The following is a 25244-nucleotide window of genomic DNA, read 5'->3' as shown; positions in this document are numbered from 1 at the left end:
CCCTTTTTTCTTTGCCGAATGTGCTAGCATGCAGTCAGAGAATGACTGGTGCCTGATTCGCCATTGCGGAGCCCTGCACCCTGCCGGAAGTCTGCATGACGATTGAGATCTTTGCCCCGCAAAATAGCACACCTGGCCGCTGGCTCTCGGCCCTGCTTCTGGGCTGTGTGGTATTTGTCCTGACGCTGTTCTGTCTTGAATTGATCGTGGTGAGCGTGAAAATTTCACCGCTCTGGTTCCCGACCACCTTCATGACCATTGTGGTGTTTCGCTGCCCGCTACGTCAGCTGCCGCTGCTGCTGACGGCCTGCGTGCTTGGCACCGCAGCCGCTAATGCCATCGTCATCGGCCCTGCCCTCTCTAACATTAAATTCGCCCTGCTCAACCTGGTGCAGGCGGGCGTGGGCGGGATGCTGCTGCGCGCCCTGCTCGATCGGCGCGCGCCGCTGAATTCGCTGCACGACTGGGCACGGCTGGTGCTGTCGGTGGGCATTGTGACCCCGCTGCTCGGCGGGCTGATGGCGCTGTGGATGCTCAGGGTCAGCGGGCATGCGTCGTTTCCCTTCTTCTATACCTGGGTGATCTCTGAAATCATCGGCATGCTGGTGTTAGGCCCGATGTTACTGCTGATGCCGTGGCCGCTGCGGCGCGCGCACTTCAGCGATCTGCGTCCGGCGGAGTGTGTGCTGACGCTGCTTATCACTTTAGGCGCCAGCTACCTGGCACTGCGTTTTATGCCGTGGCCCTTTACCTTTATCGTGGTGATCCTCTTCTGGTGCGCCGTTCGCCTGCCTAAGCTGCAGGCGTTTGTGCTGTTCTTCCTCAATGCCAGCTTTATCGCATTATTGCTGGCCTGTAACCTGGTCAGCGTGGTGAATAACAACACCGCGCTGGGCCCGGTCTCCAGCTGGTTACCCTTCCTGCTGGTCCTGATCCCCAGCCATATTATGTCGCTGGTGATGGATGCGTTCCGGCGCGAAAAGCTGCATATCACCGACAGTGAAACCCGTTTCCGTCATGCGATGGAGTACTCCGCGATCGGTATGGCGCTGGTCGCGCCGCAGGGTAACTGGCTGCAGGTGAACCGTTCGCTTTGCCAGATCCTGGGTTATCCGGCGGAGGAGCTGAAGCGGCTGACGTTTCAGCAGATTACCCATCCCGACGATCTGGCTCTCGACCTGCAGCAGGTAAACCAGCTGCTGGAAGGTGAGATTGATACCTACACCTTTGAAAAACGCTATTTCCGCAAGGATGGCGAGATCGTCTGGGCGCGGCTGACGGTGTCGCTGGTGCGTGACGGCGACACGGCACCGCTCTATTTTATTGCGCAGATCATCGACATCTCCGAGCTCAAAAAGAGCGAGCAGGTAAACCGACGCCTGATGGAGCGCATCACGCTGGCGAATGAGGCGGGCGGCATCGGCGTCTGGGAGTGGAACCTGCTGACCGGCGAGATGCTGTGGGACAAGCGCATGTACGCCCTGTTTGGTCTGGCTCCGCACGAGTCGCCCAGCTATGACCTCTGGCTCCATCTGCTGCATACCGCCGATCGCGAATATGCCGCATTGACGGTGCAGCAGGCGATAGAGCTGCGCAGTGCGTTCCATATGGAGTATCGCATCGTGGACGCGCAGGGTCAGCGCTGGATCCGCACGCAGGCGAACCGGCAGCTGAGTAAAGAGGGCCGTATCGAGCGTATGCTCGGCATCTGTCAGGACATTACGCCGCTGCGTAATCTCAATGAAGCGCTGTTTCAGGAGAAAGAGCGCATGGCGATCACCCTGGACTCGATCGGCGAGGCGGTGATCAGTACCGATGAAGCGATGCGCGTGGCCTTTATGAATCCGGTGGCGGAGAAGATGAGCGGCTGGTCTCAGGAGCAGGCCGCCGGCAAGCCGCTGAGCGAGCTGCTGCACATCACCCAGGGACAGACCGGCCCTGAGGTGGAGAATCTGCTGCTGTGCCAGTTACCGCCGGAAAAAATCACCCCCGATCTGGATGAAGATCTGGTGCTGCACACCCCGGATGGCGGCCATATCGATATTCACTACAGCATTACGCCACTGCGCTCCGAAGCGGGTCTTGAACAGGGCGCGGTGATGGTTATTCAGGATGTGAGCGAGTCGCGAAAACTGATGAAGCGCCTGAGCTACAGCGCGCTTCATGACACCCTGACGCGTCTGCCTAACCGGGCCAGTTTTGAGCTGCAGCTTAAGCGACTGCTGTTTGACGCGGCTGAACATCATCATCAGCACGTGCTGGTGTTCATCGACCTGGATAAGTTCAAAGCGGTCAATGACAGCGCCGGCCATGCCGCCGGCGATGCGTTACTGCGGGAACTTTCAGAGCTGATGCAGCACCATCTGCGCAGCAGTGATTTCCTGGCCCGACTGGGCGGCGATGAGTTTGCCCTGCTGATGGCCGACTGTCAGGTTGACCAGGCGCGTGACGTGGTGCAGCGGATTGTGGCCGCCGTAAACGACTATCGTTTCCAGTGGCAGGAACGCCGCTATCAGGTGGGGGCGAGCGCGGGCGTCACACAGATTTCCGCCGACAACTGCATCAGCGGTGATGTGCTGTCGCAGGCAGACATCGCCTGCTACAACGCCAAACGCAGCGGGCGCGGACGGCTGGTCGTCTTTGAGCAGCATCGTCTGCCGCTGCCGGGCAATCCGCAGGGAGTGGATGCTGCGATGATTGATGCGCTGCAAATTGAGCTGCCCGCCTGGGCTGTCGCCCCGCCCAAAACGCCTCAGTCAGCCTTTATCTGGCTGCTGGAGGTCCAGCTGTTGACTGCGGAGGGGATACTGGTGGATGAAACCCTGCTGCGTCATAACCTGCCGGATGAAACGCTGCGTCGCCGGCTCGATAGCAATATCATCGAGGCCTTTTTCCGCCAGGACGTCGGGACGCTCAACAAAAAAGGGATCCCGGTCATCCTGCCGCTGAGTGAAGAGCTGCTCGGTGACGCCGCTTTTGTGCAGCAACTCTGTCAGCGCTTTGTCGCTGCAGGTCTCGCCAGCAGCCGCTGTGGTTTTGCTTTCCCGGCCGCCAGCGTACTGAGTAAGAGCGATCGGCTCTATACCGCGCTGCTGCAGCTGCGTGAGTGTGGCTGTCGCATCGCGCTGCATCATTTTGGCCGCAATCTGGACGCCTTTAATCTGCTGAGTGACGAAGTGGTCGATTACCTGGTGCTGGCACCGGAACTGGTTGCTAACGCCCACACCAGCCTGATGGATGAGATGCTGCTGACCATCATTCAGGGCCAGGCAACGCAGCGCCATATTTCGGTGCTGGCGGGTCCGGTTTCCGTTCCGGCGGTGCTTAGCACGCTGGCTGATCTTGACGTCGATGGCGTCTGGGGCAGCGCGGTAACCGAGCGTCAGCCGCTCCGTTCCCTGGCGGAAGATCGCCTCTTTGCTATCCGCTGATTCCCGCGCTGGCCGCTTGCCACCCTGCTGAAGCTGCGCTAAAGTCGCCCCCTTTTTTCCGGCATGGGGGCGAAAATGTTCATAGGATTCGATTACGGCACGGCTAACTGCTCCATTGCAGTGAGCGAAAATGGCTCGCCGCGTCTGTTAACGCTGGAAAAGGGTCAGCGTCTGCTGCCGTCAATGATCTGTGCACCGACCCGCGAGTCGGTCAGCGAATGGCTCTATCGCCATCATCAGGTGGCAACCCCTGACAGTGAAACCACCGCGCTGCTGCAGCGCGCGCTGCGTTACAACCGCGAAGAGGATATCGAGGTTCAGCCCGGCAGCGTGCAGTTTGGTCTGACCGCCCTGCAGCACTACATGGTCGATCCCGAAGATGTCTGGTTCGTTAAATCCCCCAAATCCTTTCTGGGTGCCAGTGGCCTGAAGCCACAGCAGATCGCCCTGTTTGAAGATCTGGTCTGCGCCATGATGCTGCACATCCGCCAGCAGGGTGAAAGCCAGCTCGGGCAGACCCTCGATCAGGCGGTGATCGGTCGCCCTGTCAACTTCCAGGGGCTGGGCAGCGATGAGTCGAACCAGCAGGCAGAGGGTATCCTGCTGCGTGCCGCCCACCGCGCCGGATTCCGTGACGTTGAGTTTCAGTTTGAACCCGTCGCCGCCGGACTCGATTTCGAAGCGACCCTGCAGCAGGAGACGCGGGTGCTGGTGGTGGATATCGGCGGCGGCACCACCGACTGCTCGATGTTGCTGATGGGCCCACAATGGCGCAACAGAGCCGACCGTCGTGAAAGCCTGCTGGGCCACAGTGGCTGTCGCGTCGGGGGTAACGATCTGGATATCATGCTGGCCTTTAAGACGCTGATGCCGCTGCTGGGTCTGGGCGGCAACACTCAGAAGGGCACCGCCCTGCCCGCGCTGCCGTGGTGGAACGCGATTGCCATCAATGATGTGCCGGCGCAGAGCGACTTTTACAGCGCCGCCTGCGGGAAATGGCTGCGGGATTTAGTGCGTGACGCAGAACAGGGTGACATCGTGGCGCGTCTGCTGAAAGTGTGGCAGCAGAAGCTGAGTTACCGCCTGGTGCGCGCGGCGGAAGAGAGCAAGATTGCGCTGTCAGACGCTCCGCTGCATACCGCCTCACTCGACTTCGTGGCCGCCGCGCTGCAGACAGACGTGAGCGTGGGTCAGCTGCAGGAGGCGATCAGTCAGCCGCTGGAGAAAATTCTGGAGCAGGTGCAGCTCGCCTTAGCCACCAGCCAGATTAAGCCTGATGTCATTTACCTGACCGGCGGCAGTGCGCGTTCGCCTCTGCTGCGCGCGGCGCTGCAGCAGACGCTGCCCGACACGCCGATTGCCGGTGGCGATGATTTCGCCTCGGTCACGGCCGGTCTGGCCCGCTGGGCAGAGGTGTTGTTCCGCTAGGCTGGCACTGTAATACTAAAAACGGCACCTGAGGGTGCCGTTTTTGTTTGCGGATAACTGAGAGCAGGCTCAGGGAGCCTGCGCCTTTCGCAAAGACGCAAAAGATGCCATCCATGGCATGCTCAGCGCGGGCCATCCCTGGCCCGCTATGCTTTGCTACTGGCGCAGACTCCCATCGCTTTACGTCTGAGAGTCCTCTGTTCAGGTGTTATTGAGGATCAGAAGGCAATATTGGCGCTGATACCGCCGATAAAGGCATCTTTGACTTCACTCACCGCGCCCGGTGCCACCACATACTGCAGGTTAGGTCGCAGTGACATCCAGTTCGTCACTTTGGCGTTGTAGTAAACCTCATAGTTGTACTCTGACCCTTCCTGAATCGGCAGATAGGTCGGGCTGTCAAAGCGGCTCTCACCATTAGCCTGATTCTGCTGACGCAGTGAGCGGGTATAGTCGCTGTTCACATGAATGCGTGATGCGCCGACGCCAATCTCATCCTGCGGACGGGCATCAAACGGACCGGTCCAGGTAAAGGCGACAGACTGGTAGTTATCGGTTTTCGAGGTCTTGTGATCGTTCATCACAGCCTGCACCCGCACGCCCAGACCGCGATTCACATCGCCATCCTGCGCGGTCAGCTGCTGTTGTAACAGCAGATAGCCGCCATAGGCGTGAGCCTGATCCTGATAGCCGCCGTTGCGCCAGCTGCCATAAACATCGCCATCCACTGACGAGTAGTAGTAGCCGATGCGGTAGTTACCCGGTAATTTCTCCGGCCCGAACGTCGGTTTCCAGCCCAGTTCGACCGGCACCAGATTGCCTTCAGAGTTGCTGGTATCCAGCCGGAAGCCATCGCCGCGATCGTAGTTGGCGCGGTTCTGGTTGTAGAAACCTACCTGGAAGAACAGCTCAGGCGTCATATTGATTTTTACCCGACCGCCCCACTGCGAGACCGGCCAGTTGAACCAGCGGTCGCCGCGCCAGTTACCCGCCTGGCCGCTGCCAAGCGCCAGGTTCTGGAACAGGTTGCCGTCGAAGTTATCGAAGTCCTCGCCCACGGTGACCCGCCCGGCTTTCAGATCAACCACATCGTTGAACAGCCCTTTGCGCAACCAGAACTGCGTCAGCCGCCAGGTCTGACCGCGACCGTACACCTCCTGAACCGATGAGAGCATACCGGTGCGTTTATCCGCCACCTGCTCAGAGAGATTCTGTCCGTCGCGGTTAGTGACGGTCATCTGAAACTCTGCATCCTGCCAGTTCAGCAGTTTTTCCAGGTCGAAGTTGGTGCCAAACGTCCACTGATCGCTGTAGCGCATGGTGGTGTTGGTATCTGCGCCGCCACCCAGATTGGCGGCACTTTCCATGGTGTAGTTAACGTCAAACTTAATCCCTTCGTCCTGCAGCTGCGTTCGGTAACCGTCCCAGTCACCAAACATCCATTCGGAATCCGGGCTCAGAGCGTCAGCCGCCATAGCGGGCGCGGAGAGAATAGCCAGGATCAGGGTGCCGGTTGCCACACGGCGCAGCGGAAAAGCGTGCTCTGCTTGTCTGTTTTTCATGGTGCGTTTTCTTATGTGAGTGACAGGAAGTGACGCGCAGAGGATAGTGCTGGATAAACTTCAGTTTTTGTAAATACGTGCGCATAATTTCCTGAAACATCAGTTTATTAACGCATTTGTGATCGGGATCGCTGAATGGATACTCTGCGGGCAGAATGCGCATTTTTTGACAGGCGTAATCGATAAAGGGGCGCTAGCGCCCCCTGAATCAGCGGCTGGCCTCGTCCAGCTGTGCAATCTGCTCTGGGGTCAGGGTCAGCTGTGTCGCCCCCACCAGGTCATCGATCTGCTGAAGCGAGGTGGCGCTGACGATCGGCGCGGTAATCCCGGGACGGGCAATCTGCCAGGCGAGTGCGACCTGCGTCGGCGTCACCTGATGCGCCTCGCTGATAGCATCCAGCGCGTCGAGAATCCGCAATCCGCGCGGATTGAGGTATTTCTCTACCACGCCCTGCCCCCGTGCGCTTTTTCCGGCATCAGCCGCATCACGGTATTTGCCACTGAGAAAACCGCTCGCCAGCGAGTAGTAGTTGATGACGCCCAGACCCTGTGCCATGACCACCGGCTCAAGCTCCGATTCATAGGGCTGACGGTCATAGAGGTTATATTCAGGTTGTAAGGTCTCATAGCGCGCCAGCCCCTGGCTCTCACTCACCTGCAATGCCTCCTCAAGCCGCGCCGCACTGTAGTTAGAGGCCCCGATGGCGCGCACTTTCCCTTCCCGGATCAGGCTGTCGAAGGCACTCAGGGTGTCGGCCAGCGGCGTATCCTGGTCGTCGCGATGCGCCTGATAGAGATCGATATAGTCAGTCTGTAACCGGCGCAGTGAATCTTCGACCGCCTGGCGAATATATTGCGGCTTCAGCCCGGTTTTCTCGGGTGACAGCTCCATGCCGACCTTGGTCGCCAGTACGATCTGGTCACGTTTACCGCTTTTTTTCAGCCACTCACCAATAATGGTTTCCGATTCTCCCCCTTTGTTACCCGGTGCCCAGCGGGAATAAACGTCGGCGGTGTCGATAAACCAGAGTCCTTTCTCCACCAGCGCATCCAGCAGCGAAAAGGAGGTCGGCTGATCCACCGTCCAGCCAAATACATTGCCGCCAAACGTCAGTAACGGCACCGCGATACCACTGTCACCTAACTGCCGGGTTTGATTCTGACTCATCCTCTGCTCCTTATTTGCCTGATAAAGGGTCTTTATCTCAGCATAGCAAAGGGATTTTCATGGCTTAATGACGATTGTGCTGCGATTAATGAAAGAACAGGCATAATTACGCCGTCCTGACAGATATCCTTAATTCCTTCAATTTCTGCCTGTCAGAGGCGACTACACTCTGTCGTTTGCAGGCTCCCCCTTTGATGCCTGCGCCTGGGACTACGTCACTGCTGGAGAGCATCAACAATCATGAGCACCCGACATCCTGTTATGAAAAAAACCCTGATCGTGCTGGCCCTGATCGCCGTGGCCGCTGGCGGCTATTACGTCTGGCAGCGCCCCGCTGAGCCGCAGAGCAGCCAGAGTAGCTCGCCAGCCCCACGCGGTAAGGGTGGCGATGACGGCGCACGCCGTTCGCTGGCACCGGTTCAGGCCGCTACAGCGACCCGCCAGAGCGTGCCGCAATATCTGAGCGGTCTCGGCACCGTCACCGCCGCCAATACCGCCACGGTGCGCAGCCGGGTGAATGGCGATCTGCTGGCGATCCATTTTACCGAAGGTCAGCAGGTCAAAGCGGGCGAGTTGCTGGCGGAAGTCGATCCGCGACCTTATCAGGTAGCCCTCACGCAGGCGCAGGGCCAGCTGGCGAAAGATCAGGCGACGCTGGCTAACGCCCGCCGGGACCTGGCACGCTATGAAAAGCTGGCGAAAACGTCGCTGGTGTCGCAACAGGATCTGGATACCCAGCGCTCGCTGGTCAGCGAAACGCTCGGCACGCTGAAAGCCGATGAGGGCAATGTCGCCAGTGCGCAGCTTAACCTCACCTACAGTCGGATCACCGCACCCATTGCCGGTCGGGTTGGTCTGAAACAGGTGGATGTCGGCAACTACGTGACCAGCGGCGACACCAACGGCATTGTGATCATCACCCAGACGCAGCCGATCAATGTGGTCTTTACCCTGGCAGAAAACAGCATCACGCCGATTCTGAAAGCGCAGAAAAGCGGTGAGCCACTGCTGGTGGAAGCCTGGGATCGCAGTAACCAGAATCTGATTGCCAGCGGTAAGCTGCTGAGCCTGGACAACCAGATTGATGTCACCACCGGCACCATCAAAATCAAAGCGCGTTTTGACAATCAGGATGACACGCTCTTCCCCAACCAGTTCGTCAATGTGCGCCTCAAGGTCAACACCCTGCAGGATGCGATTGTGATCCCGCCTGCCGCGCTGCAGATGGGCAACGAGGGCCACTTTGTCTGGGTGGTCAACAGCGACAACAAGGTCAGTAAGAAAAGCGTGATGGCCGGGCTGCAGGACAGCCAGAAGGTGGTGGTCAGCGCCGGTCTGGAAGCGGGTGAGCGTGTCGTCACCGACGGTCTGGATCGCCTGACTGAAGGTGCGAAAGTCGAGGTCGTGACCGCCCAGAGCAGTGCACCGGGCAGTAGCCGGGCCACCCTGCCGTCAAAAGGAGAGCGTGAGTAATGCAGGTCATGCCTCCCGATCACAGTGGCGGGCCGTCACGGCAGTTTATTCTGCGTCCGGTTGCCACCACGCTGTTGATGATTGCGATTTTACTGGCCGGGGTGCTGGGTTATCGCTTCCTGCCGGTGTCGGCCCTGCCAGAAGTGGACTATCCGACCATCCAGGTGGTCACGCTCTATCCGGGCGCCAGCCCGGATGTGGTCACCTCTTCCATTACCGCCCCGCTGGAGCGCCAGTTTGGTCAGATGTCCGGCCTGAAACAGATGGCGTCACAAAGCGCGGGAGGCGCCTCGGTTGTGACCCTGCAGTTCCAGCTGTCGCTGCCGCTGGATGTGGCGGAGCAGGAGGTGCAGGCCGCCATTAACTCCGCCACCAACCTGCTGCCCAACGATCTGCCCAATCCACCGGTCTACAGCAAAGTGAACCCGGCCGATCCGCCGATCATGACGCTGGCGGTCACCACCAGCAGCATGCCGCTGACGCAGGTTCAGGACATGGTGGAAACGCGGGTGGCGCAGAAGATTTCTCAGGTCAGCGGCGTCGGCCTCGTCACCCTGTCAGGCGGTCAGCGTCCGGCCGTGCGGGTAAAAATGAATGCCCAGGCGCTGGCGGCGCTGGGTCTGACCAGCGAAAGCGTGCGCACCGCGATCAGCAATGCCAACGTCAACTCCGCCAAAGGGAGCCTGGATGGCCCGACCCGCTCAGTCACCCTGTCAGCCAATGACCAGATGAAATCTGCCGAGGATTACCGCCAGCTGATTATCAGCTACAAAAATGGCGCACCGGTGCGGCTTGGCGACGTGGCGACCATCGAACAGGGCGCGGAAAACAGCTGGCTGGGTGCGTGGGCTAACCGCGATGCGGCGATTGTGCTCAACGTCCAGCGTCAGCCCGGAGCCAATATCATCGCCACCGCAGACAGCATTCGCGCCATGCTGCCTGCGCTGACGGCGACGCTGCCAAAATCGGTGGAGGTGAAACTGCTCACCGACCGCACCACCAATATCCGCGCGTCGGTCAGTGACACACAGCATGAGCTGATGCTGGCGATGGCGCTGGTGGTGATGATTATCTACCTCTTTCTGCGCAATGTGCCGGCCACCCTAATCCCGGCAGTCGCCGTGCCGCTGTCGCTGATCGGCACCTTTGCCGCGATGTATTTCCTCGGTTTTTCGATCAATAACCTTACGCTAATGGCGCTGACCATCGCCACCGGCTTTGTGGTCGACGATGCCATCGTGGTGATTGAGAACATCTCACGCTATATCGAGAAAGGAGAAAAGCCGCTCACCGCTGCGCTGAAAGGGGCTGGCGAGATCGGCTTCACCATCATCTCCCTCACCTTCTCGCTGATTGCGGTGCTTATCCCGCTGCTGTTTATGGGGGATGTGATTGGCCGCCTGTTCCGCGAATTTGCCGTGACGCTGGCAGTGGCGATTCTGATTTCTGCCGTGGTCTCGCTGACGCTGACGCCGATGATGTGCGCCAGAATGCTGAGCGCAGAGTCGCTGCGTAAACAGAACCGTTTCTCCCGGGCCAGTGAAGCGATGTTTGACCGCATCGTGGCCGTTTACGGTCGCGGCCTGAGCCGGGTGCTGAATCACCCCTGGCTGACGCTGTCGGTGGCGCTGGGCACGCTGGTTCTGACCCTGGTGCTCTGGATGGTCATTCCCAAAGGCTTCTTCCCGCAGCAGGACAACAGCATTATTCAGGGTACGCTGCAGGCTCCCCAGTCCGTTTCCTACGCCAGCATGGCGCAGCGCACCCGCGACGTCGCCTCGGTCATCATGAAAGATCCGGCGGTGCAGAGCCTGACCTCCTTTGTCGGCGTGGATGGCACCAACGCCTCGCTGAACAGCGCGCGGCTGCAGATCAACCTGAAACCGCTGGATGAGCGCGACGACCGCATTCCTGAAATCGAGCAGCGCCTGCAACAGCAGGTCAGTCAGCTGCCGGGCGTCCAGCTGTGGCTGCAGGCGGTGCAGGATCTCACTATCGATACGCAGGCGAGCCGCACCCCCTATCAGTTCACGCTGCAGTCGGGTTCCCTGTCGTCGCTCAGCACCTGGGTGCCCGCCCTGCTGAACCGGCTCAGAACCCTGCCGCAGCTGCGCGATGTCAGCAGCGACTGGCAGGATCAGGGGCTGGAAGCCTACGTCAATGTCGATCGCGACAGCGCCAGCCGCCTCGGCATCAGCATGGCGGATGTCGATAATGCGCTCTATAACGCCTTCGGCCAGCGGCTGATCTCCACCATCTACACCCAGGCCAATCAGTATCGCGTGGTGCTGGAGCAGGACAATCACGCCACGCCGGGCCTGCAGAGCCTGGACGCGATTCGCCTGAACAGCACCGACGGCGGCAGCGTGCCGCTGAGCGCCATTGCCCGCATCGAACAGCGCCATGCGCCCCTCAGCATCAGCCATCTCGACCAGTTTCCTTCGGCGACCTTCTCCTTCAACGTCGCTGACGGCTACTCGCTGGAAGATGCGGTGAAAGCGGTGTCGCAGGCTGAAGCAGATCTGGGGATGCCGGCGGAGATGATGACCCAGTTCCAGGGCAGCACCCTGGCGTTCGAAGCGGCGCTGAGCAGCACCGTCTGGCTGATTGTGGCGGCGATTGTCGCGATGTATATCGTGCTGGGCGTGCTCTATGAGAGCTTTATCCACCCCATCACCATCCTCTCCACCTTGCCCACGGCCGGTGTCGGCGCGCTGCTGGCACTGATGCTCAGCGGTAACGAGCTGGATATTGTGGCGATCATCGGCATCATCCTGCTGATCGGTATTGTGAAAAAGAATGCCATCATGATGATCGACTTTGCGCTGGCGGCCGAACGTGAACAGGGAATGAAACCCTATGACGCCATCTATCAGGCCTCACTGCTGCGCTTCCGTCCGATTCTGATGACCACGCTGGCGGCCCTGCTGGGTGCGCTGCCGCTGATGCTCAGCACCGGCGTCGGCGCGGAACTGCGTCATCCGCTGGGGATTGCGATGGTCGGCGGCCTGATTCTGAGTCAGGTGCTGACGCTGTTCACCACGCCGGTGATCTACCTGCTGTTTGATCGCCTGGCGCACGCCACCCGCCGCCGCTTCGGCCGCACGGAGGCCGCAGAGTGAAGTTCTTTGCCCTGTTTATTCACCGGCCCGTCGCCACCACCCTGCTGACGCTGGCCATTGCGCTGGCCGGAATTCTGGGGTTCCGGCTGCTGCCGGTTGCCCCACTGCCGCAGGTCGATTTTCCGGTGATCGTCATCTCCGGCTCGCTGCCGGGGGCCTCACCCGAGATCATGGCGTCGTCGGTCGCCACGCCGCTGGAGCGATCGCTGGGACGTATCGCGGGCGTCAGTGAAATGACCTCCATGAGCTCGCTGGGCAGTACCCGCATCATTCTGGTGTTCGATTTCGACCGCGACATCAACGGTGCCGCGCGCGACGTGCAGGCTGCGCTGAACGCGGCGCAAAGCCTGCTGCCGACCGGCATGCCCTCACGTCCGACCTACCGCAAAGTGAACCCCTCTGATGCGCCAATTATGATCATGACGCTGACCTCGGATACCTACAATCCGGGCCAGCTCTACGATTATGCCTCGACGCAGCTGGCGCAGAAGCTGTCACAGATTCAGGGGGTCGGCGACGTTACCGTGGGGGGCAGTTCGCTGCCCGCCGTGCGCGTGGCGCTGAATCCGCAGGCGCTGTTTAATCAGGGTGTCTCGCTGGATGCGGTGCGTACCGCCATTTCAGACGCCAACCAGCGCCGCCCGCAGGGCGCAGTGGATGATTCACAGCAGCGCTGGCAGTTGCGCACCAATGACGCGCTGCAGACCGCCCGCGAGTATCAGCCGCTAATCGTGCATTATAAAAATGGCGCGGCGGTGAAGCTGTCTGATGTGGCGACCGTGGAAGATTCGGTTCAGGACGTACGCAACGCCGGGATGTCACGCGGTAAACCGGCCGTGCTGCTGTTGATCCGCAAAACCCCTGACGCGAACGTCATTGAGACGGTTGACCGCATCCGTGCCGAGATGCCGCTGCTGCATGAGGTGATCCCGGCCGCCATCGACCTGCAGATTGCCCAGGATCGCTCCCCTACCATCCGCGCTTCGCTGCATGAAGTGGAGCAGTCGCTGTTAATCGCCGTCGGGCTGGTGATTCTGGTGGTGTTCGTGTTCCTGCGATCCGGGCGCGCCACGCTGATCCCCGCCATCGCCGTGCCGGTCTCGCTGATTGGCACCTTCGCGGCCATGTACCTGTGCGGCTTCAGCCTCAACAACCTGTCGCTGATGGCGCTGACCATAGCCACCGGCTTTGTGGTGGACGATGCGATCGTGGTGCTGGAGAACATCGCCCGCCATGTGGAAGCGGGTATGAAACCGCTGGCCGCCGCGCTGAAGGGCGTGCGCGAAGTGGGCTTTACCGTGCTGTCGATGAGCCTGTCGCTGATTGCGGTTTTCCTGCCGCTGCTGATGATCGGCGGGCTGATTGGCCGTTTCTTCTCGGAATTTGCCATTACCCTGTCGGTGGCGATCGCCATCTCGCTGGTTATTTCGATCACCCTGACGCCGATGATGTGCGCGTATCTGCTGAAGCCTCACGCGCCACGCAGCCAGCCGCGCCGGCGCGGTGCAGGTCGGCTGCTGATGGCGATTCAGCAGGGCTATGGCCGATCGTTAAGCGTGGTGCTGAACCATGCGCGCTGGGTGCTGCTGCTCTTTTTCGCCACGATTGCCCTGACCGGCTGGCTGTTTGTCTCAATCCCGAAAACCTTTATGCCGGAACAGGATACCGGGCGACTCGCCGGATTTATCTCCGCCGACCAGAGCATTTCGTTTCAGGCAATGCGCAGTAAGCTGCAGGATTTCATGGAGATCGTCGGAGCTGACCCGGCGGTGGACAGCGTGGTGGGCTTTACCGGCGGCATGCGCACCAACAGCGGCTCCATGTTTATCTCCCTGAAACCGCTCTCTGAGCGGAAAGAGAACGCGCAGGCGGTTATCGCCCGGCTGCGCGACAAGCTGGCGAAAGAGCCGGGTGCCAGCCTCTATCTGAATGCGGTGCAGGATCTGCGCGTCGGCGGCCGGGAGTCGAACGCCGGATACCAGTATTCGCTGCTGTCGGACGATCTCGACGCGCTGCGCACCTGGGAGCCGAAAATCCGTCAGGCGTTCTCTGCCCTGCCGCAGCTGGCGGATGTGAACTCCGATCAGCAGGATAAAGGCAGCGAGATGGCGCTGACCTACGATCGAGAAAGCATGGCCCGTCTGGGCATCGATGTCTCCGAAGCCAATGCGCTGTTAAATAACGCCTTTGGTCAGCGGCAGATCTCCACCATCTACCAGCCGCTTAACCAGTACAAAGTGGTGATGGAGGTGGATCCGCGCTATACCCAGGATATCAGCGCCCTGTCACAGATGTTTGTGATAAACAGCGAAGGCAAAGCGATTCCGCTGTCGTGGTTCGCTCACTGGCAGCCCGCCAATGCCCCGCTGTCGGTGAACCATGAAGGGCTGTCGGCCGCCTCGACCATCTCGTTCAATCTGCCGGAAGGGGTTTCGCTGTCACAGGCCTCTGACGCGATTGAGCGCACCATGACCGCGCTGGGCGTGCCTTCCAGCGTACGCGGCAGCTTTGCCGGCACGGCGCAGGTGTTTCAGCAGTCGCAAAGCAGCCAGCTGTGGCTGATGCTGGCGGCGATTGCCGCGGTCTATATCGTGCTGGGGATCCTCTATGAGAGCTATGTGCATCCGCTGACGATCCTTTCCACACTGCCTTCGGCGGGCGTGGGCGCGCTGCTGGCGCTGGAACTGTTTGATACGCCCTTCAGCCTGATTGCCCTGATTGGTATTCTGCTGCTGATCGGTATCGTGAAAAAGAACGCCATCATGATGGTCGATTTTGCACTGGAAGCTGAGCGCAACGGCCAGCTCAGCGCACGGGATGCCATTTTCCAGGCGTGTCTGCTGCGCTTCCGGCCGATCATGATGACCACACTGGCGGCGCTGTTTGGCGCGCTGCCGCTGGTGTTATCCAGTGGCGACGGGGCGGAACTGCGTCAGCCGCTGGGGATTACCATTGCAGGGGGTCTGGTGATGAGTCAGTTACTGACGCTCTACACCACGCCGGTGATCTACCTGATGATGGATAAGCTGCGGCGCAGAAAGCGGTCGCGGTCAGCCGCACCGCAGACGTAACGCCTGAGGCTGCGGCAGGCCACCGGGCAGATCGGCTGAATCGGGGGAAGGGATGAGTACGCAAAGCACTAACGTCCGCTGGCAGTTGTGGATTGTCGCCATCGGCTTTTTTATGCAGACGCTGGACACCACCATCGTGAATACGGCTATTCCGCCGATGGCGCACGATCTGGGCGTCAGCCCGCTGCACATGCATGCGGTGATCGTCTATTACGTCCTCACCGTGGCGGTGATGCTGCCGGTCAGCGGCTGGCTGGCGGATCGCTTTGGCGTGCGCAATATCTTCTTCAGCGCGATCCTGCTGTTCAGCCTGGGATCGCTGCTGTGTGCCCTCTCCGGCACGCTGGATCAGCTGGTGCTGGCGCGGGTGGTTCAGGGGATTGGTGGTGCCATGATGGTGCCGGTGGGGCGACTGACGGTGATGAAAATCGTTCCGCGTGAGCAGTATATGTCCGCCATGACCTTTGTCACCCTGCCCGGCCAGATTGGCCCGCTGCTGGGCCCGGCGCTGGGCGGGGTGCTGGTCGAATACGCCAGCTGGCACTGGATCTTCCTGATCAACATCCCGGTCGGCATCGCCGGCGCGATTGCCACCCTGATGCTGATGCCCAACTACAGCATGCAGACCCGCCGCTTCGATTTTGCCGGTTTTTTTCTACTGGCCGCCGGTATGGCAACCCTGACGCTGGCGCTGGACGGTCAGCGCAGCAGCGGCGGCTCCGCCCTGCTGCTGGGTGCGATGATCCTCGCGGGCCTGTTCTCGCTGCTGTTCTACCTGATGCACGCGCGCGGCAATGATAACGCGCTGTTCAGCCTGAAGCTGTTTGATAACCGCCTCTACGCTATCGGCCTGCTGGGCAGTTTTACCGGCCGTATCGGCAGCGGCATGCTGCCCTTTATGACGCCCATCTTCCTCCAGCTCGGCATGGGCTACAGCCCGTTCCACGCCGGTCTGATGATGATCCCGATGGTGCTGGGCAACATGGGGATGAAGCGTATTGTGGTGCGCATCGTTAATCGCTATGGCTACCGCAACGTGCTGGTGATGTCGACCGTGGCGCTGGCGCTGGTGGTGCTGCTGTTTCCGCTGGTGGCGATCCTGGGCTGGGTCTGGCTGCTGCCGCTGGTGCTGTTTCTGCAGGGCATGGTCAACGCCATTCGCTTCTCCTCGATGAACACGCTGACGCTGAAAGAACTACCGGACACGCTGGCGTCGAGCGGAAACAGCCTGCTGTCGATGATTATGCAGCTGTCGATGAGTATTGGCGTCACCGTCGCCGGGCTGCTGCTGGGCGCCTTTGCTCAGGAGGGCGCAGCCAACAGCGCAGCAGAACATCAGATGTTTATTTACACCTACCTGTGCATGTCACTGATTATTATCCTGCCCGCGCTGATCTTCTGGCGCGTTCCGCCGCAGGTGAGCAGCAACGTCGATTTGCGACGCCGGAGAAAACAATGAGAGTTAACCTGCGCCTGGGTATCGGGGCCAAACTGTTTATGGCGATTTTCGCCACCTGCATGCTGGTACTGATTACCATGCACTGGGGAGTCCGCCTCAGCTTTGAGCATGGCTTTGTCGACTATATCAAGCGCGGCAATCAGCAGCGCCTGAGCCTGCTCGGCGATGCGCTGGCCGATCAGTATGAGCAGCACGGCAACTGGGATTTCCTGCGCCACAACGACCGCCTGGTGTTCACCATGCTGCGTTCGCTGGAGCAGAATCCGGGCAACAGTCAGCTGCCGCCGCATGGCTGGCGCACCCAGTTCTGGATCCTCGACCAGCAGTACAGGGTGCTGGTCGGGCCGCCCACGCCGGTGCCGCCCGAGGGCACGCGACGCAACATCACCACCAGCAACGGTAAGGTGGTCGGCTGGGTTATCGGCTCACCGCCGGAGCGGCTGACGCGCAGCACCGACATTAACTTCGATCAGCAGCAGCGCCGCACCAGCTGGATTATCGTTGGCCTCTCGACGCTGCTGGCGGCGCTGGCCACCTGGCTGATGGCGCGCGGGCTGCTGGCCCCGGTCAAACGGCTGGTCGACGGCACCCATCATCTGGCCGCGGGCAACTTTGCCACCCGCGTTGAAGTCAGCAGCCGTGACGAACTGGGCCAGCTGGCCGGTGACTTTAACCTTCTCGCCAGCTCGCTGGAGAAAAACGAAAGCATGCGCCGCGCCTTTATGGCGGATATCTCCCATGAGTTACGCACGCCGCTGGCCATTCTGCGCGGTGAACTGGAAGCGATGCAGGATGGCGTGCGCAAACTGACGCCGGAAGCGATCGCTTCGCTGCAGAGTGAAGTGGTGGTGCTGACCAAGCTGGTGGATGACCTGCATCAGCTGTCGCTGTCGGATGAGGGCGCCCTGGCCTACCGCAAACAGGCGACCGACCTGGTACAACTGCTGGAAGTCACGGCGGGCAGCTTTGCCGAACGCTACCGCGCGCATGGCCTGACGTTAAAGCTGAACCTGCCCGACGATGCCCCCTTCTTCGGCGATCCCGATCGCCTGATGCAGCTCTTCACTAACCTGCTGGAGAACAGCCTGCGCTACACCGACAGCGGAGGCCGGGTTGAGGTGACGCTGAAGTATCAGGCACCGCACTGGCGGGTAGAGTTTGATGACAGCGCGCCGGGCGTAGAGCGGGAACATCAGGCGCAGATTTTTGAACGCTTCTTCCGCACCGAAGGCTCCCGTAATCGGGCCAGCGGCGGATCGGGACTCGGTCTCGCCATCTGTAAGAACATTGCAGACGCGCACGGCGGCGATATCTCTGCGTCGCACTCTGATTTAGGTGGACTGAAAATCGCGCTACACTTGCGCTATGTTCCCCTTGCGTAGACGCTTATGAGCCTGGAAAACCACGACCCGCTGATTCTGGTGGTCGAAGATGAGCCCAAACTGGCGCAGCTGATGATCGACTATCTGCACGCCTCCAATTACCGCACCCATCACATCGCCGACGGCAACGGCGTGCTGGATTATGTGCGCCAGACCCCACCCGACCTGATGCTGCTGGACCTGATGCTGCCGGGCACCGATGGTTTAACGCTGTGCCGGGAAATCCGCCGTCATTCGGAACTGCCGATTATTATGGTCACCGCCCGCACCGAGGAGATCGATCGGCTGCTGGGGCTGGAGCTGGGTGCCGATGACTATATCTGCAAACCCTTCAGCCCGCGGGAAGTTGTCGCGCGGGTTAAGACTATTCTGCGCCGGGTAAAACGTTCGGCGGAAGAGCCGCAGAGCAGTTCGCTGCTCAGAGTCGATGAGAGCCGCTTTTCGGCCAGCTGGCGTGATAAGCCGCTCGATTTAACCCCGGCCGAGTTTCGTCTGCTGAAAACCCTGTCGCTGGAACCGGGCAAGGTCTTTTCGCGCGAGCAACTGCTGAACCATCTCTATGATGATTACCGCGTGGTAACCGATCGCACCATCGACAGCCATATCAAGAATCTGCGGCGCAAGCTGGAGAATCTCGACAGCGAGCAACCCTTTATCCGTGCCGTCTACGGCATGGGCTATCGCTGGGAAGCGGATGCCTGTCATTTGATCTAGTTTGATCCCGATCAATTTACTTCCCTTTTCTCACTGCCTACAATTCCGCACCTTTTGCAGGGCTTCACGGCCCTGCCGCTGCCGCCTCTGGCGGCATACTGACCTGACATCAGTGAGAACCCCATGAAACCTGAACTGCTCTCCCCCGCCGGGACGCTGAAAAACATGCGTTACGCCTTCGCCTATGGTGCCGATGCCGTCTATGCCGGTCAGCCGCGCTACAGCCTGCGGGTGCGTAATAATGAATTTACCCACGAAAATCTCGCGCTGGGCATCAACGAAGCGCACGCGCTGGGCAAAAAATTCTACGTAGTGGTCAACATCGCGCCGCACAACGCCAAGCTGAAAACCTTTATTCGTGACTTAACGCCGGTGGTGGCGATGCAGCCTGATGCGCTGATTATGTCCGATCCGGGTCTGATTATGCTGGTGCGTGAGGCCTTTCCGGCGATGCCGATCCACCTCTCGGTGCAGGCCAATGCGGTCAACTGGGCCACGGTGAAGTTCTGGCAGCAGATGGGGCTGAGCCGGGTAATTCTGTCGCGCGAGCTGTCGCTGGAGGAGATCGCCGAAATCCGTCAGCAGGTGCCGGAGATGGAGCTGGAAGTCTTTGTTCATGGTGCGCTCTGTATGGCCTATTCCGGCCGCTGCCTGCTCTCCGGCTATATGAACAAACGCGATCCGAACCAGGGCACCTGCACCAACGCCTGCCGCTGGGAATACAAAGTGGCGGAAGGCCAGCAGGATGAGGTGGGCAACATTGTCGGCATCCACCAGCCGGTGACGGTGCAGGAGGTGACGCCAGCGCTGGGCATCGGTCAGCCGACCGACAAGGTGTTCCTGCTGGAAGAGAAGATGAAACCCGGCGAAGTGATGAGCGCGTTCGAAGATGAGCACGGCACCTATATCATGAACTCGCGGGATCTGCGTGCGGTGGCACATGTGGAGCGGCTCAGCGAGATGGGCGTCCATTCGCTGAAGATTGAGGGGCGCACCAAGTCCTACTACTACTGCGCACGCACCGCCCAGGTGTATCGCCGCGCGATTGACGATGCCGCCGCGGGAAAACCCTTTGATGCGTCACTGCTGCTCACCCTGGAGGGTCTGGCACATCGCGGCTATACCGAAGGCTTTCTGCGTCGTCACACTCACGACAGCTACCAGAACTATGAGCAGGGCTTTTCCGTCTCCGATCGTCAGCAGTTTGTGGGCGAGTTTACCGGCGAACGCCGGGGCGAATGGGCCGAAGTGGCGGTAAAAAATAAGTTCATGCTGCACGACAGCGTGGAGATCATGACGCCCGACGGCAACCTGCAGTGCCAGCTCGATGCGCTGCAGGACAGCCGTGGCGAACCGACCGACGTGGCACCGGGTGACGGTCATCGCGTCTGGCTGCGGGTGCCTGAGGCGGTGGATCTGCGCTTTGCGCTGCTGCTGCGTAACTTCGATCACGGCGAAGATACCCGGGCGCCTCATAATCGTTTACCAACGGAAACAAATTGATGAAATCAGAACAGGATCACAGACCCCTGCGCCGGGCTGCTTTATAGTCCCGCCTGCTGCTAACGAGTAACAACAAACGGCAGATTTACCAGGAACCACCTCATTTACCCGCCCGGCTCCCCCGTGCGGGTTTTCTTTTTTCATGCTTTCGCCAATAATCTGGTGCTGGAAGCTGTGTTATACCTTCCCCCTCCTACTCTGTAGATCATCAAGGAACGCACAATGGACAATAAACCGCTTACGCTGCTCATCCTGAATGGGAAAGGCGCCGGTAATGACGATCTGCGCGATGCTATCACGACCCTGCGGGAAGAAGGCTTTGAGATTGCGGTGCGCGTCACCTTTGAGAAAGGCGACGGCGATCGCTATGTCAAAGAGGCGATCCAGCTGCGGGCTGCTACCGTCGTTGCCGGTGGCGGCGATGGCACCATCAACGAAGTTGCGACGGCGCTGGCGGCTTCGGAAGCGGAACATCGCCCGGTGCTGGGCATTCTGCCGCTGGGCACCGCCAACGACTTTGCCACCAGCGTCGGTATCCCGGAAGAGATGGAGCCGGCACTGCGGCTGGCGATTCAGGGCAAAGCGAGTGCCATCGATCTGGCCCGGGTCAACCAGAGTCACTACTTCATTAACATGGCGACTGGCGGCTTCGGCACCCGGATCACCACAGAAACCCCGGAAAAGCTGAAATCGGCGCTGGGGGGTGTCTCCTACTTTATTCACGGCCTGATGCGCATGGACACGCTGAAACCCGACACCTGTGAGATCAGCGGTCCCGATTTTGCCTGGCAGGGTGATGCGCTGGTGATCGGCATCGGAAACGGGCGTCAGGCAGGCGGCGGACAGCGACTGTGTCCCTCTGCCCTGATTGACGACGGGCGGCTTGATGTCAGCATCGTCACCGCGCAGGAGCTGCTGCCGACCCTGTTCCATTCCCTGACCGGCGATGATGACAATCCCGGCATCGTCACCACGCAGCTGGAATCACTGACGATCCGCTCGCCTCATGAGATGACCTTTAACCTGGATGGTGAACCCCTCTCCGGACGCGAATTTGTGATTGAGGTAATGGCAGGCGCGCTGAGCTGCCGTCTGCCTCCGCAGTGTGCCTTACTCTCCTGATGCTGAGGGGGCTGCGCCCCCTTTTTTGTTTCTGCCGCCCCTCCTGATGTTACCTTTATTCACATACACCCCTGTTTTCTCACGCTTTTTCTGGCGATAAAAACAGCATGTGACTGGCTTCACAACTCTGTCCTTTTAACTTGTATGGTAGTATTAATGCGCGTACGTTTTCATCATCGAAGGCTGACTCAAGGCAAACAGGATGAAGATTGTAAAGGCAGAAGTATTTGTAACCTGCGCAGGCAGAAACTTTGTCACCGTCAAAATCACCACGGATCAGGGCCTGACCGGCATTGGTGATGCAACCCTTAATGGCCGGGAACTGCCGGTCGCCTCCTACCTGAAAGATCATGTCTGCCCGCAGCTGATCGGCCGCGATGCGCATCAGATCGAAGACATCTGGCAATACTTCTACAAAGGGGCCTACTGGCGTCGTGGCCCGGTCACCATGTCTGCGATCTCGGCGGTCGATATGGCGCTGTGGGATATCAAAGGCAAAGCGGCCAACATGCCGGTTTATCAGCTGCTGGGCGGCGCCTCCCGCACGGGCGTGATGGTCTATTGCCACACCACCGGTCACTCCATCGATGAAGTGATGGATGACTACGCGAAGCACAAAGAGCTGGGCTTTAAGGCGATTCGCGCCCAGTGCGGCGTTCCGGGCATGAAGACCACCTACGGCATGGCGAAAGGGAAAGGTCTGGCCTATGAACCGGCGACCAAAGGTAACTGGCCGGAAGAGCAGCTCTGGTCAACGGAAAAATACCTCGATTTCACCCCGAAACTGTTTGCCGCGATCCGCGATAAGTTCGGTTTCGATGAGCATCTGCTGCATGACATGCATCATCGTCTGACGCCGATTGAAGCGGCGCGTTTTGGCAAAAGCGTGGAAGATTATCGTCTGTTCTGGATGGAAGATCCGACGCCGGCTGAGAATCAGGAATGCTTCCGCCTGATTCGCCAGCACACCGTCACACCGATTGCGGTGGGCGAAGTGTTCAACAGCATCTGGGATTGTAAGCAGCTGATTGAAGAGCAGCTGATCGACTATATCCGCACGACCATTACCCACGCGGGCGGCATTACCGGCATGCGACGCATCGCTGATTTTGCGTCGCTCTATCAGGTGCGCACCGGCTCACACGGCCCCTCTGACCTCTCCCCAATCTGCATGGCCGCGGCGCTGCACTTCGACCTCTGGGTACCCAATTTCGGCGTGCAGGAGTATATGGGCTTCTCTGAGCAGATGATGGAGCTGTTTGACGCCAGCTGGACCTTTGACCAGGGCTATATGCATCCTGGCGACAAGCCGGGCCTCGGCATCGACTTCAACGAAAAACTGGCGGCGAAATATCCCTATGAACCCGCCTATCTGCCGGTCGCCCGTCTTGAAGATGGCACCCTCTGGAACTGGTAAGGAGACTGTTATGAAAAGCGTTGTAATTGAAGAACCGGGCAGGCTGGTCGTCGCTGAACGTCCCCTGCCGCAGCCTGCGCCAGGGGAAGTCCGGGTGAAGGTGGCCTATGCCAGCATCTGCGGCTCAGATGTGCATATCTGGCACGGCCATAATCCCTTTGCGAAATATCCACGGGTGATTGGTCACGAATTTTTCGGCGTGATCGATGCGGTCGGTGACGGTGTTGATACTGCCCGTCTGGGTGAACGTGTTGCCGTCGATCCGGTCGTAAGCTGCGGCAACTGCTATCCCTGCTCGGTGGGCCGCCCCAACGTCTGCACCACGTTGCAGGTGACGGGCGTGCATCGTGACGGCGGTTTCAGTGAGTATGCGCTGACACCGGCAAACAATGCCTGGCGCCTGCCGGACACCATTCCCGACCAGCTCGCCAGTCTGGTCGAGCCGTTTACCATCGCGGCCAATATCACGGCCTTTCTCAGGCCGCAGCCGGACGACGTGGCGCTGATTTATGGTGCTGGCCCGATGGGACTGACCGCGATTCAGGTGCTGAAAGGCGTCTATAAGGTGAAAAAGGTAATGGTGGTGGATCGGCTGCCGGAACGTCTGGCGCTGGCTGAACAGAGTGGTGCCGACCAGCTGTTCGACAACAGCGCGATCCCGCTGGCAGCGCAGCTGGAGGGCGTGCAGCCCACGCTGATTATTGATGCGGCCTGCCATCCCGCCATTCTGGCGGAAGCCGTCGCGCTCGCCTCACCGGCGGCGCGTATCGGCCTGCTCGGCTTCTCCGGTGAACCCTGCAGCCTTACTCAGCAGAGCCTGACCAGTAAAGAGCTGTCGCTGTTTACCTCACGTCTGAACAGCAACCGCTTTCCGCAGGTGATCGACTGGATAGAAAAAGGGTTAATCCAGCCAGAAAAACTGGTCACACACACTTTCCCCCTGCAGGAGATTGAGCGCGCGATGACCCTGTTCGAAAAAGATCCGCGCACCTGCTGCAAAGTGATCCTTCAGATGGGGTAATGCGTTGCTGAACACCAGGTGTCCTGAGCCAGCGTTCGCGCTGGCACACTTAAAAAGAGAAAACAGATCACGGAGTTTTTATGTTCAAGAATCTGCGCTGGACCCTCGTTTTACTGCTGTTTCTGGTTTACATGATCAATTACCTCGATCGTGTCGCGCTCTCCCTGACGGTTCCGCTGGTTGAAAAAGATCTGGCGATCAATGCAGAGCAGTTCGGCATGATTTTCGGCAGCTTTTTCTTTGGCTATGCCCTGTTCAACTTTGTCGGCGGCCTCGCCACCGACCGCTTTGGCCCTAAGATTGTGCTGGCCGTAGCGGTGGCCGCGTGGTCCATCTTCTGCGGTATGACCGCGCTGGCCACCGGCTTCTGGTCGCTGCTGATCCTGCGCGTGCTGTTCGGCATGGCAGAAGGCCCCATCTGCTCCTCGGCTAACAAAGCGATTAACGGCTGGTTCCCGAAAAAACAGGCCGCAACGGCCATGGGCTTACTGAGTGCCGGGTCGCCGCTGGGCGGTGCCGTCGCCGGTCCGATTATTGGCTATCTGGCCCTGGCTTACGGCTGGCGTCCGGCGTTTGTGATTGTCTGCTGCATCGGGCTGGTCTGGATGACATTCTGGCTCTTCTTCGCGGCGGACAATCCGGCGAAGAGCAAGCGCGTCACTGAAGAAGAGCGGCTGCTGATCGAACGCCTCAAGGCGACCAGCCCGAACGATGAGGTAGACCTGTCAGAAACGGCTCATCCGTTTGGTTACTACCTGCGCCAGCCGATTATCCTGGTCACGGCGTTTGCCTTCTTCTGCTACAACTACATCCTGTTCTTCTTCCTGAGCTGGTTCCCGGCCTATCTGGTGCAGGCACACGGCCTGGATATTAAATCGATGAGTATCACCACCATGATCCCGTGGATCGTCGGTTTCGTCGGTCTGGCGCTGGGCGGCTGGATCTCCGATAAAATCTTTAACATCACCGGCAAGCTGTTGTTGTCACGCAAAATTGTGCTGGTGGTCTCACTGCTGGCCGCGGCAATTTGCGTGGCGCTGGCGGGTACGATAAAAGAGGTCGTGCCTGCCGTGATGATGATGTCGGTATCGATTTTCTTTCTCTACATCACCGGCGCGATCTACTGGGCCATCATTCAGGATGTGGTACATAAGAGTCGCATCGGCAGCATCAGCGGCTTCATCCATCTGACAGGCAGCCTCTCCGGCATCATCGGGCCGATTGTCACCGGCTTTATTGTTCAGCACACCGGCAAATTCGACAGCGCCTTCGTGCTGGCCGGTTGTGTCGCCGCGCTGGGCGCCTTCCTGGTCTTGTTTGTGATTCGCAGTCCGAAAACCCAGGACAAACCGGTTTCGGTCTGAGTGTTGT

General features: G+C 59.6%; 15 protein-coding genes. 13 read left to right on the top strand and 2 right to left on the bottom strand.

All coding sequences use genetic code 11. From position 1 onward, the window contains the following. Window positions 1-95: 95 nt before the first annotated feature. The gene (locus tag S7A_RS07080) at window positions 96-3431 is read left to right on the top strand and encodes a diguanylate cyclase (protein WP_009089236.1); all 3336 of its coding nucleotides are present in this window, start codon (window positions 96-98) and stop codon (window positions 3429-3431) included. Window positions 3432-3506: 75 nt separating this feature from the next. Then, entirely contained in the window at window positions 3507-4859 is a 1353-nt protein-coding gene (yegD, locus tag S7A_RS07075; RefSeq protein ID WP_009089233.1) for a molecular chaperone, read from the top strand. Window positions 4860-5077: 218 nt separating this feature from the next. On the opposite strand, the gene S7A_RS07070 is transcribed toward yegD, so the two are convergent. Further along, window positions 5078-6421 (bottom strand): carbohydrate porin, encoded by a 1344-nt coding sequence (locus S7A_RS07070; protein WP_009089231.1) that lies wholly within the window; start codon window positions 6419-6421, stop codon window positions 5078-5080. A gap of 208 nt (window positions 6422-6629) precedes the next feature. Next, a complete protein-coding gene (locus S7A_RS07065) occupies window positions 6630-7589 on the bottom strand; it encodes an aldo/keto reductase (RefSeq protein ID WP_009089229.1) in 960 nt (319 codons plus the stop codon). Between the two features lie 240 nt (window positions 7590-7829). Between S7A_RS07065 and S7A_RS07060 the strand changes: the two genes are divergently transcribed. The 11 genes from S7A_RS07060 (at window position 7830) to S7A_RS07010 (ending at window position 25237) form a co-directional block, all read left to right on the top strand. Further along, window positions 7830-9062: an MdtA/MuxA family multidrug efflux RND transporter periplasmic adaptor subunit gene (locus S7A_RS07060; protein WP_009089228.1), complete on the top strand. Its 1233-nt coding sequence runs from the start codon at window positions 7830-7832 to the stop codon at window positions 9060-9062. Continuing rightward, the gene (locus tag S7A_RS07055) at window positions 9062-12184 is read left to right on the top strand and encodes an MdtB/MuxB family multidrug efflux RND transporter permease subunit (protein ID WP_009089226.1); all 3123 of its coding nucleotides are present in this window, start codon (window positions 9062-9064) and stop codon (window positions 12182-12184) included. Before S7A_RS07060 ends, S7A_RS07055 begins: the two co-directional genes overlap by 1 nt. Next, window positions 12181-15255, top strand: coding sequence for a multidrug efflux RND transporter permease subunit MdtC (gene mdtC, locus S7A_RS07050; protein ID WP_009089225.1), 3075 nt, complete (start codon window positions 12181-12183; stop codon window positions 15253-15255). The genes S7A_RS07055 and mdtC overlap by 4 nt, the downstream gene beginning before the upstream one ends. A 52-nt stretch (window positions 15256-15307) precedes the next feature. After that, window positions 15308-16714 (top strand): MFS transporter, encoded by a 1407-nt coding sequence (locus tag S7A_RS07045; protein ID WP_009089223.1) that lies wholly within the window; start codon window positions 15308-15310, stop codon window positions 16712-16714. Continuing rightward, entirely contained in the window at window positions 16711-18096 is a 1386-nt protein-coding gene (baeS, locus tag S7A_RS07040) for a two-component system sensor histidine kinase BaeS (RefSeq protein ID WP_009089222.1), read from the top strand. The genes S7A_RS07045 and baeS overlap by 4 nt, the downstream gene beginning before the upstream one ends. A 6-nt stretch (window positions 18097-18102) precedes the next feature. After that, the gene (gene baeR, locus S7A_RS07035) at window positions 18103-18810 is read left to right on the top strand and encodes a two-component system response regulator BaeR (protein ID WP_009089220.1); all 708 of its coding nucleotides are present in this window, start codon (window positions 18103-18105) and stop codon (window positions 18808-18810) included. 123 nt (window positions 18811-18933) lie between these two features. Continuing rightward, window positions 18934-20313, top strand: a complete 1380-nt coding sequence (yegQ, locus tag S7A_RS07030; RefSeq protein ID WP_009089218.1) for a tRNA 5-hydroxyuridine modification protein YegQ — start codon at window positions 18934-18936, stop codon at window positions 20311-20313. Window positions 20314-20535: 222 nt separating this feature from the next. Beyond that, window positions 20536-21435, top strand: a complete 900-nt coding sequence (yegS, locus tag S7A_RS07025) for a lipid kinase YegS (RefSeq protein ID WP_009089216.1) — start codon at window positions 20536-20538, stop codon at window positions 21433-21435. Window positions 21436-21637: 202 nt separating this feature from the next. Next, on the top strand, window positions 21638-22852 hold the full coding sequence (gene manD, locus S7A_RS07020) for a D-mannonate dehydratase ManD (protein WP_009089214.1): 1215 nt from the start codon (window positions 21638-21640) through the stop codon (window positions 22850-22852). Between the two features lie 10 nt (window positions 22853-22862). Further along, the gene (locus S7A_RS07015; protein WP_009089212.1) at window positions 22863-23873 is read left to right on the top strand and encodes a Zn-dependent oxidoreductase; all 1011 of its coding nucleotides are present in this window, start codon (window positions 22863-22865) and stop codon (window positions 23871-23873) included. 80 nt (window positions 23874-23953) lie between these two features. After that, window positions 23954-25237, top strand: coding sequence for an MFS transporter (locus tag S7A_RS07010; RefSeq protein ID WP_009089209.1), 1284 nt, complete (start codon window positions 23954-23956; stop codon window positions 25235-25237). The last annotated feature ends 7 nt before the right edge of the window (window positions 25238-25244 follow it).

It is taken from the genome of Pantoea sp. Sc1 (assembly GCF_000255315.1).
In the GTDB taxonomy this organism is placed as follows: Bacteria; Pseudomonadota; Gammaproteobacteria; order Enterobacterales; family Enterobacteriaceae; genus Pantoea; species Pantoea anthophila.
This window is presented reverse-complemented; position numbering and strand designations above follow the sequence as displayed.

What these genes read in the sequence shown, in the direction of transcription:
- S7A_RS07080 (WP_009089236.1), top strand. Translation starts at nt 96, where the DNA reads ATGACGATTGAGATCTTTGCCCCGCAAAATAGCACACCTGGCCGCTGG.
- yegD (WP_009089233.1), top strand. Translation starts at nt 3,507, where the DNA reads ATGTTCATAGGATTCGATTACGGCACGGCTAACTGCTCCATTGCAGTG.
- S7A_RS07070 (WP_009089231.1), bottom strand. Translation starts at nt 6,421, where the DNA reads ATGAAAAACAGACAAGCAGAGCACGCTTTTCCGCTGCGCCGTGTGGCA.
- S7A_RS07065 (WP_009089229.1), bottom strand. Translation starts at nt 7,589, where the DNA reads ATGAGTCAGAATCAAACCCGGCAGTTAGGTGACAGTGGTATCGCGGTG.
- S7A_RS07060 (WP_009089228.1), top strand. Translation starts at nt 7,830, where the DNA reads ATGAGCACCCGACATCCTGTTATGAAAAAAACCCTGATCGTGCTGGCC.
- S7A_RS07055 (WP_009089226.1), top strand. Translation starts at nt 9,062, where the DNA reads ATGCAGGTCATGCCTCCCGATCACAGTGGCGGGCCGTCACGGCAGTTT.
- S7A_RS07045 (WP_009089223.1), top strand. Translation starts at nt 15,308, where the DNA reads ATGAGTACGCAAAGCACTAACGTCCGCTGGCAGTTGTGGATTGTCGCC.
- baeS (WP_009089222.1), top strand. Translation starts at nt 16,711, where the DNA reads ATGAGAGTTAACCTGCGCCTGGGTATCGGGGCCAAACTGTTTATGGCG.
- baeR (WP_009089220.1), top strand. Translation starts at nt 18,103, where the DNA reads ATGAGCCTGGAAAACCACGACCCGCTGATTCTGGTGGTCGAAGATGAG.
- yegQ (WP_009089218.1), top strand. Translation starts at nt 18,934, where the DNA reads ATGAAACCTGAACTGCTCTCCCCCGCCGGGACGCTGAAAAACATGCGT.
- yegS (WP_009089216.1), top strand. Translation starts at nt 20,536, where the DNA reads ATGGACAATAAACCGCTTACGCTGCTCATCCTGAATGGGAAAGGCGCC.
- manD (WP_009089214.1), top strand. Translation starts at nt 21,638, where the DNA reads ATGAAGATTGTAAAGGCAGAAGTATTTGTAACCTGCGCAGGCAGAAAC.
- S7A_RS07015 (WP_009089212.1), top strand. Translation starts at nt 22,863, where the DNA reads ATGAAAAGCGTTGTAATTGAAGAACCGGGCAGGCTGGTCGTCGCTGAA.
- S7A_RS07010 (WP_009089209.1), top strand. Translation starts at nt 23,954, where the DNA reads ATGTTCAAGAATCTGCGCTGGACCCTCGTTTTACTGCTGTTTCTGGTT.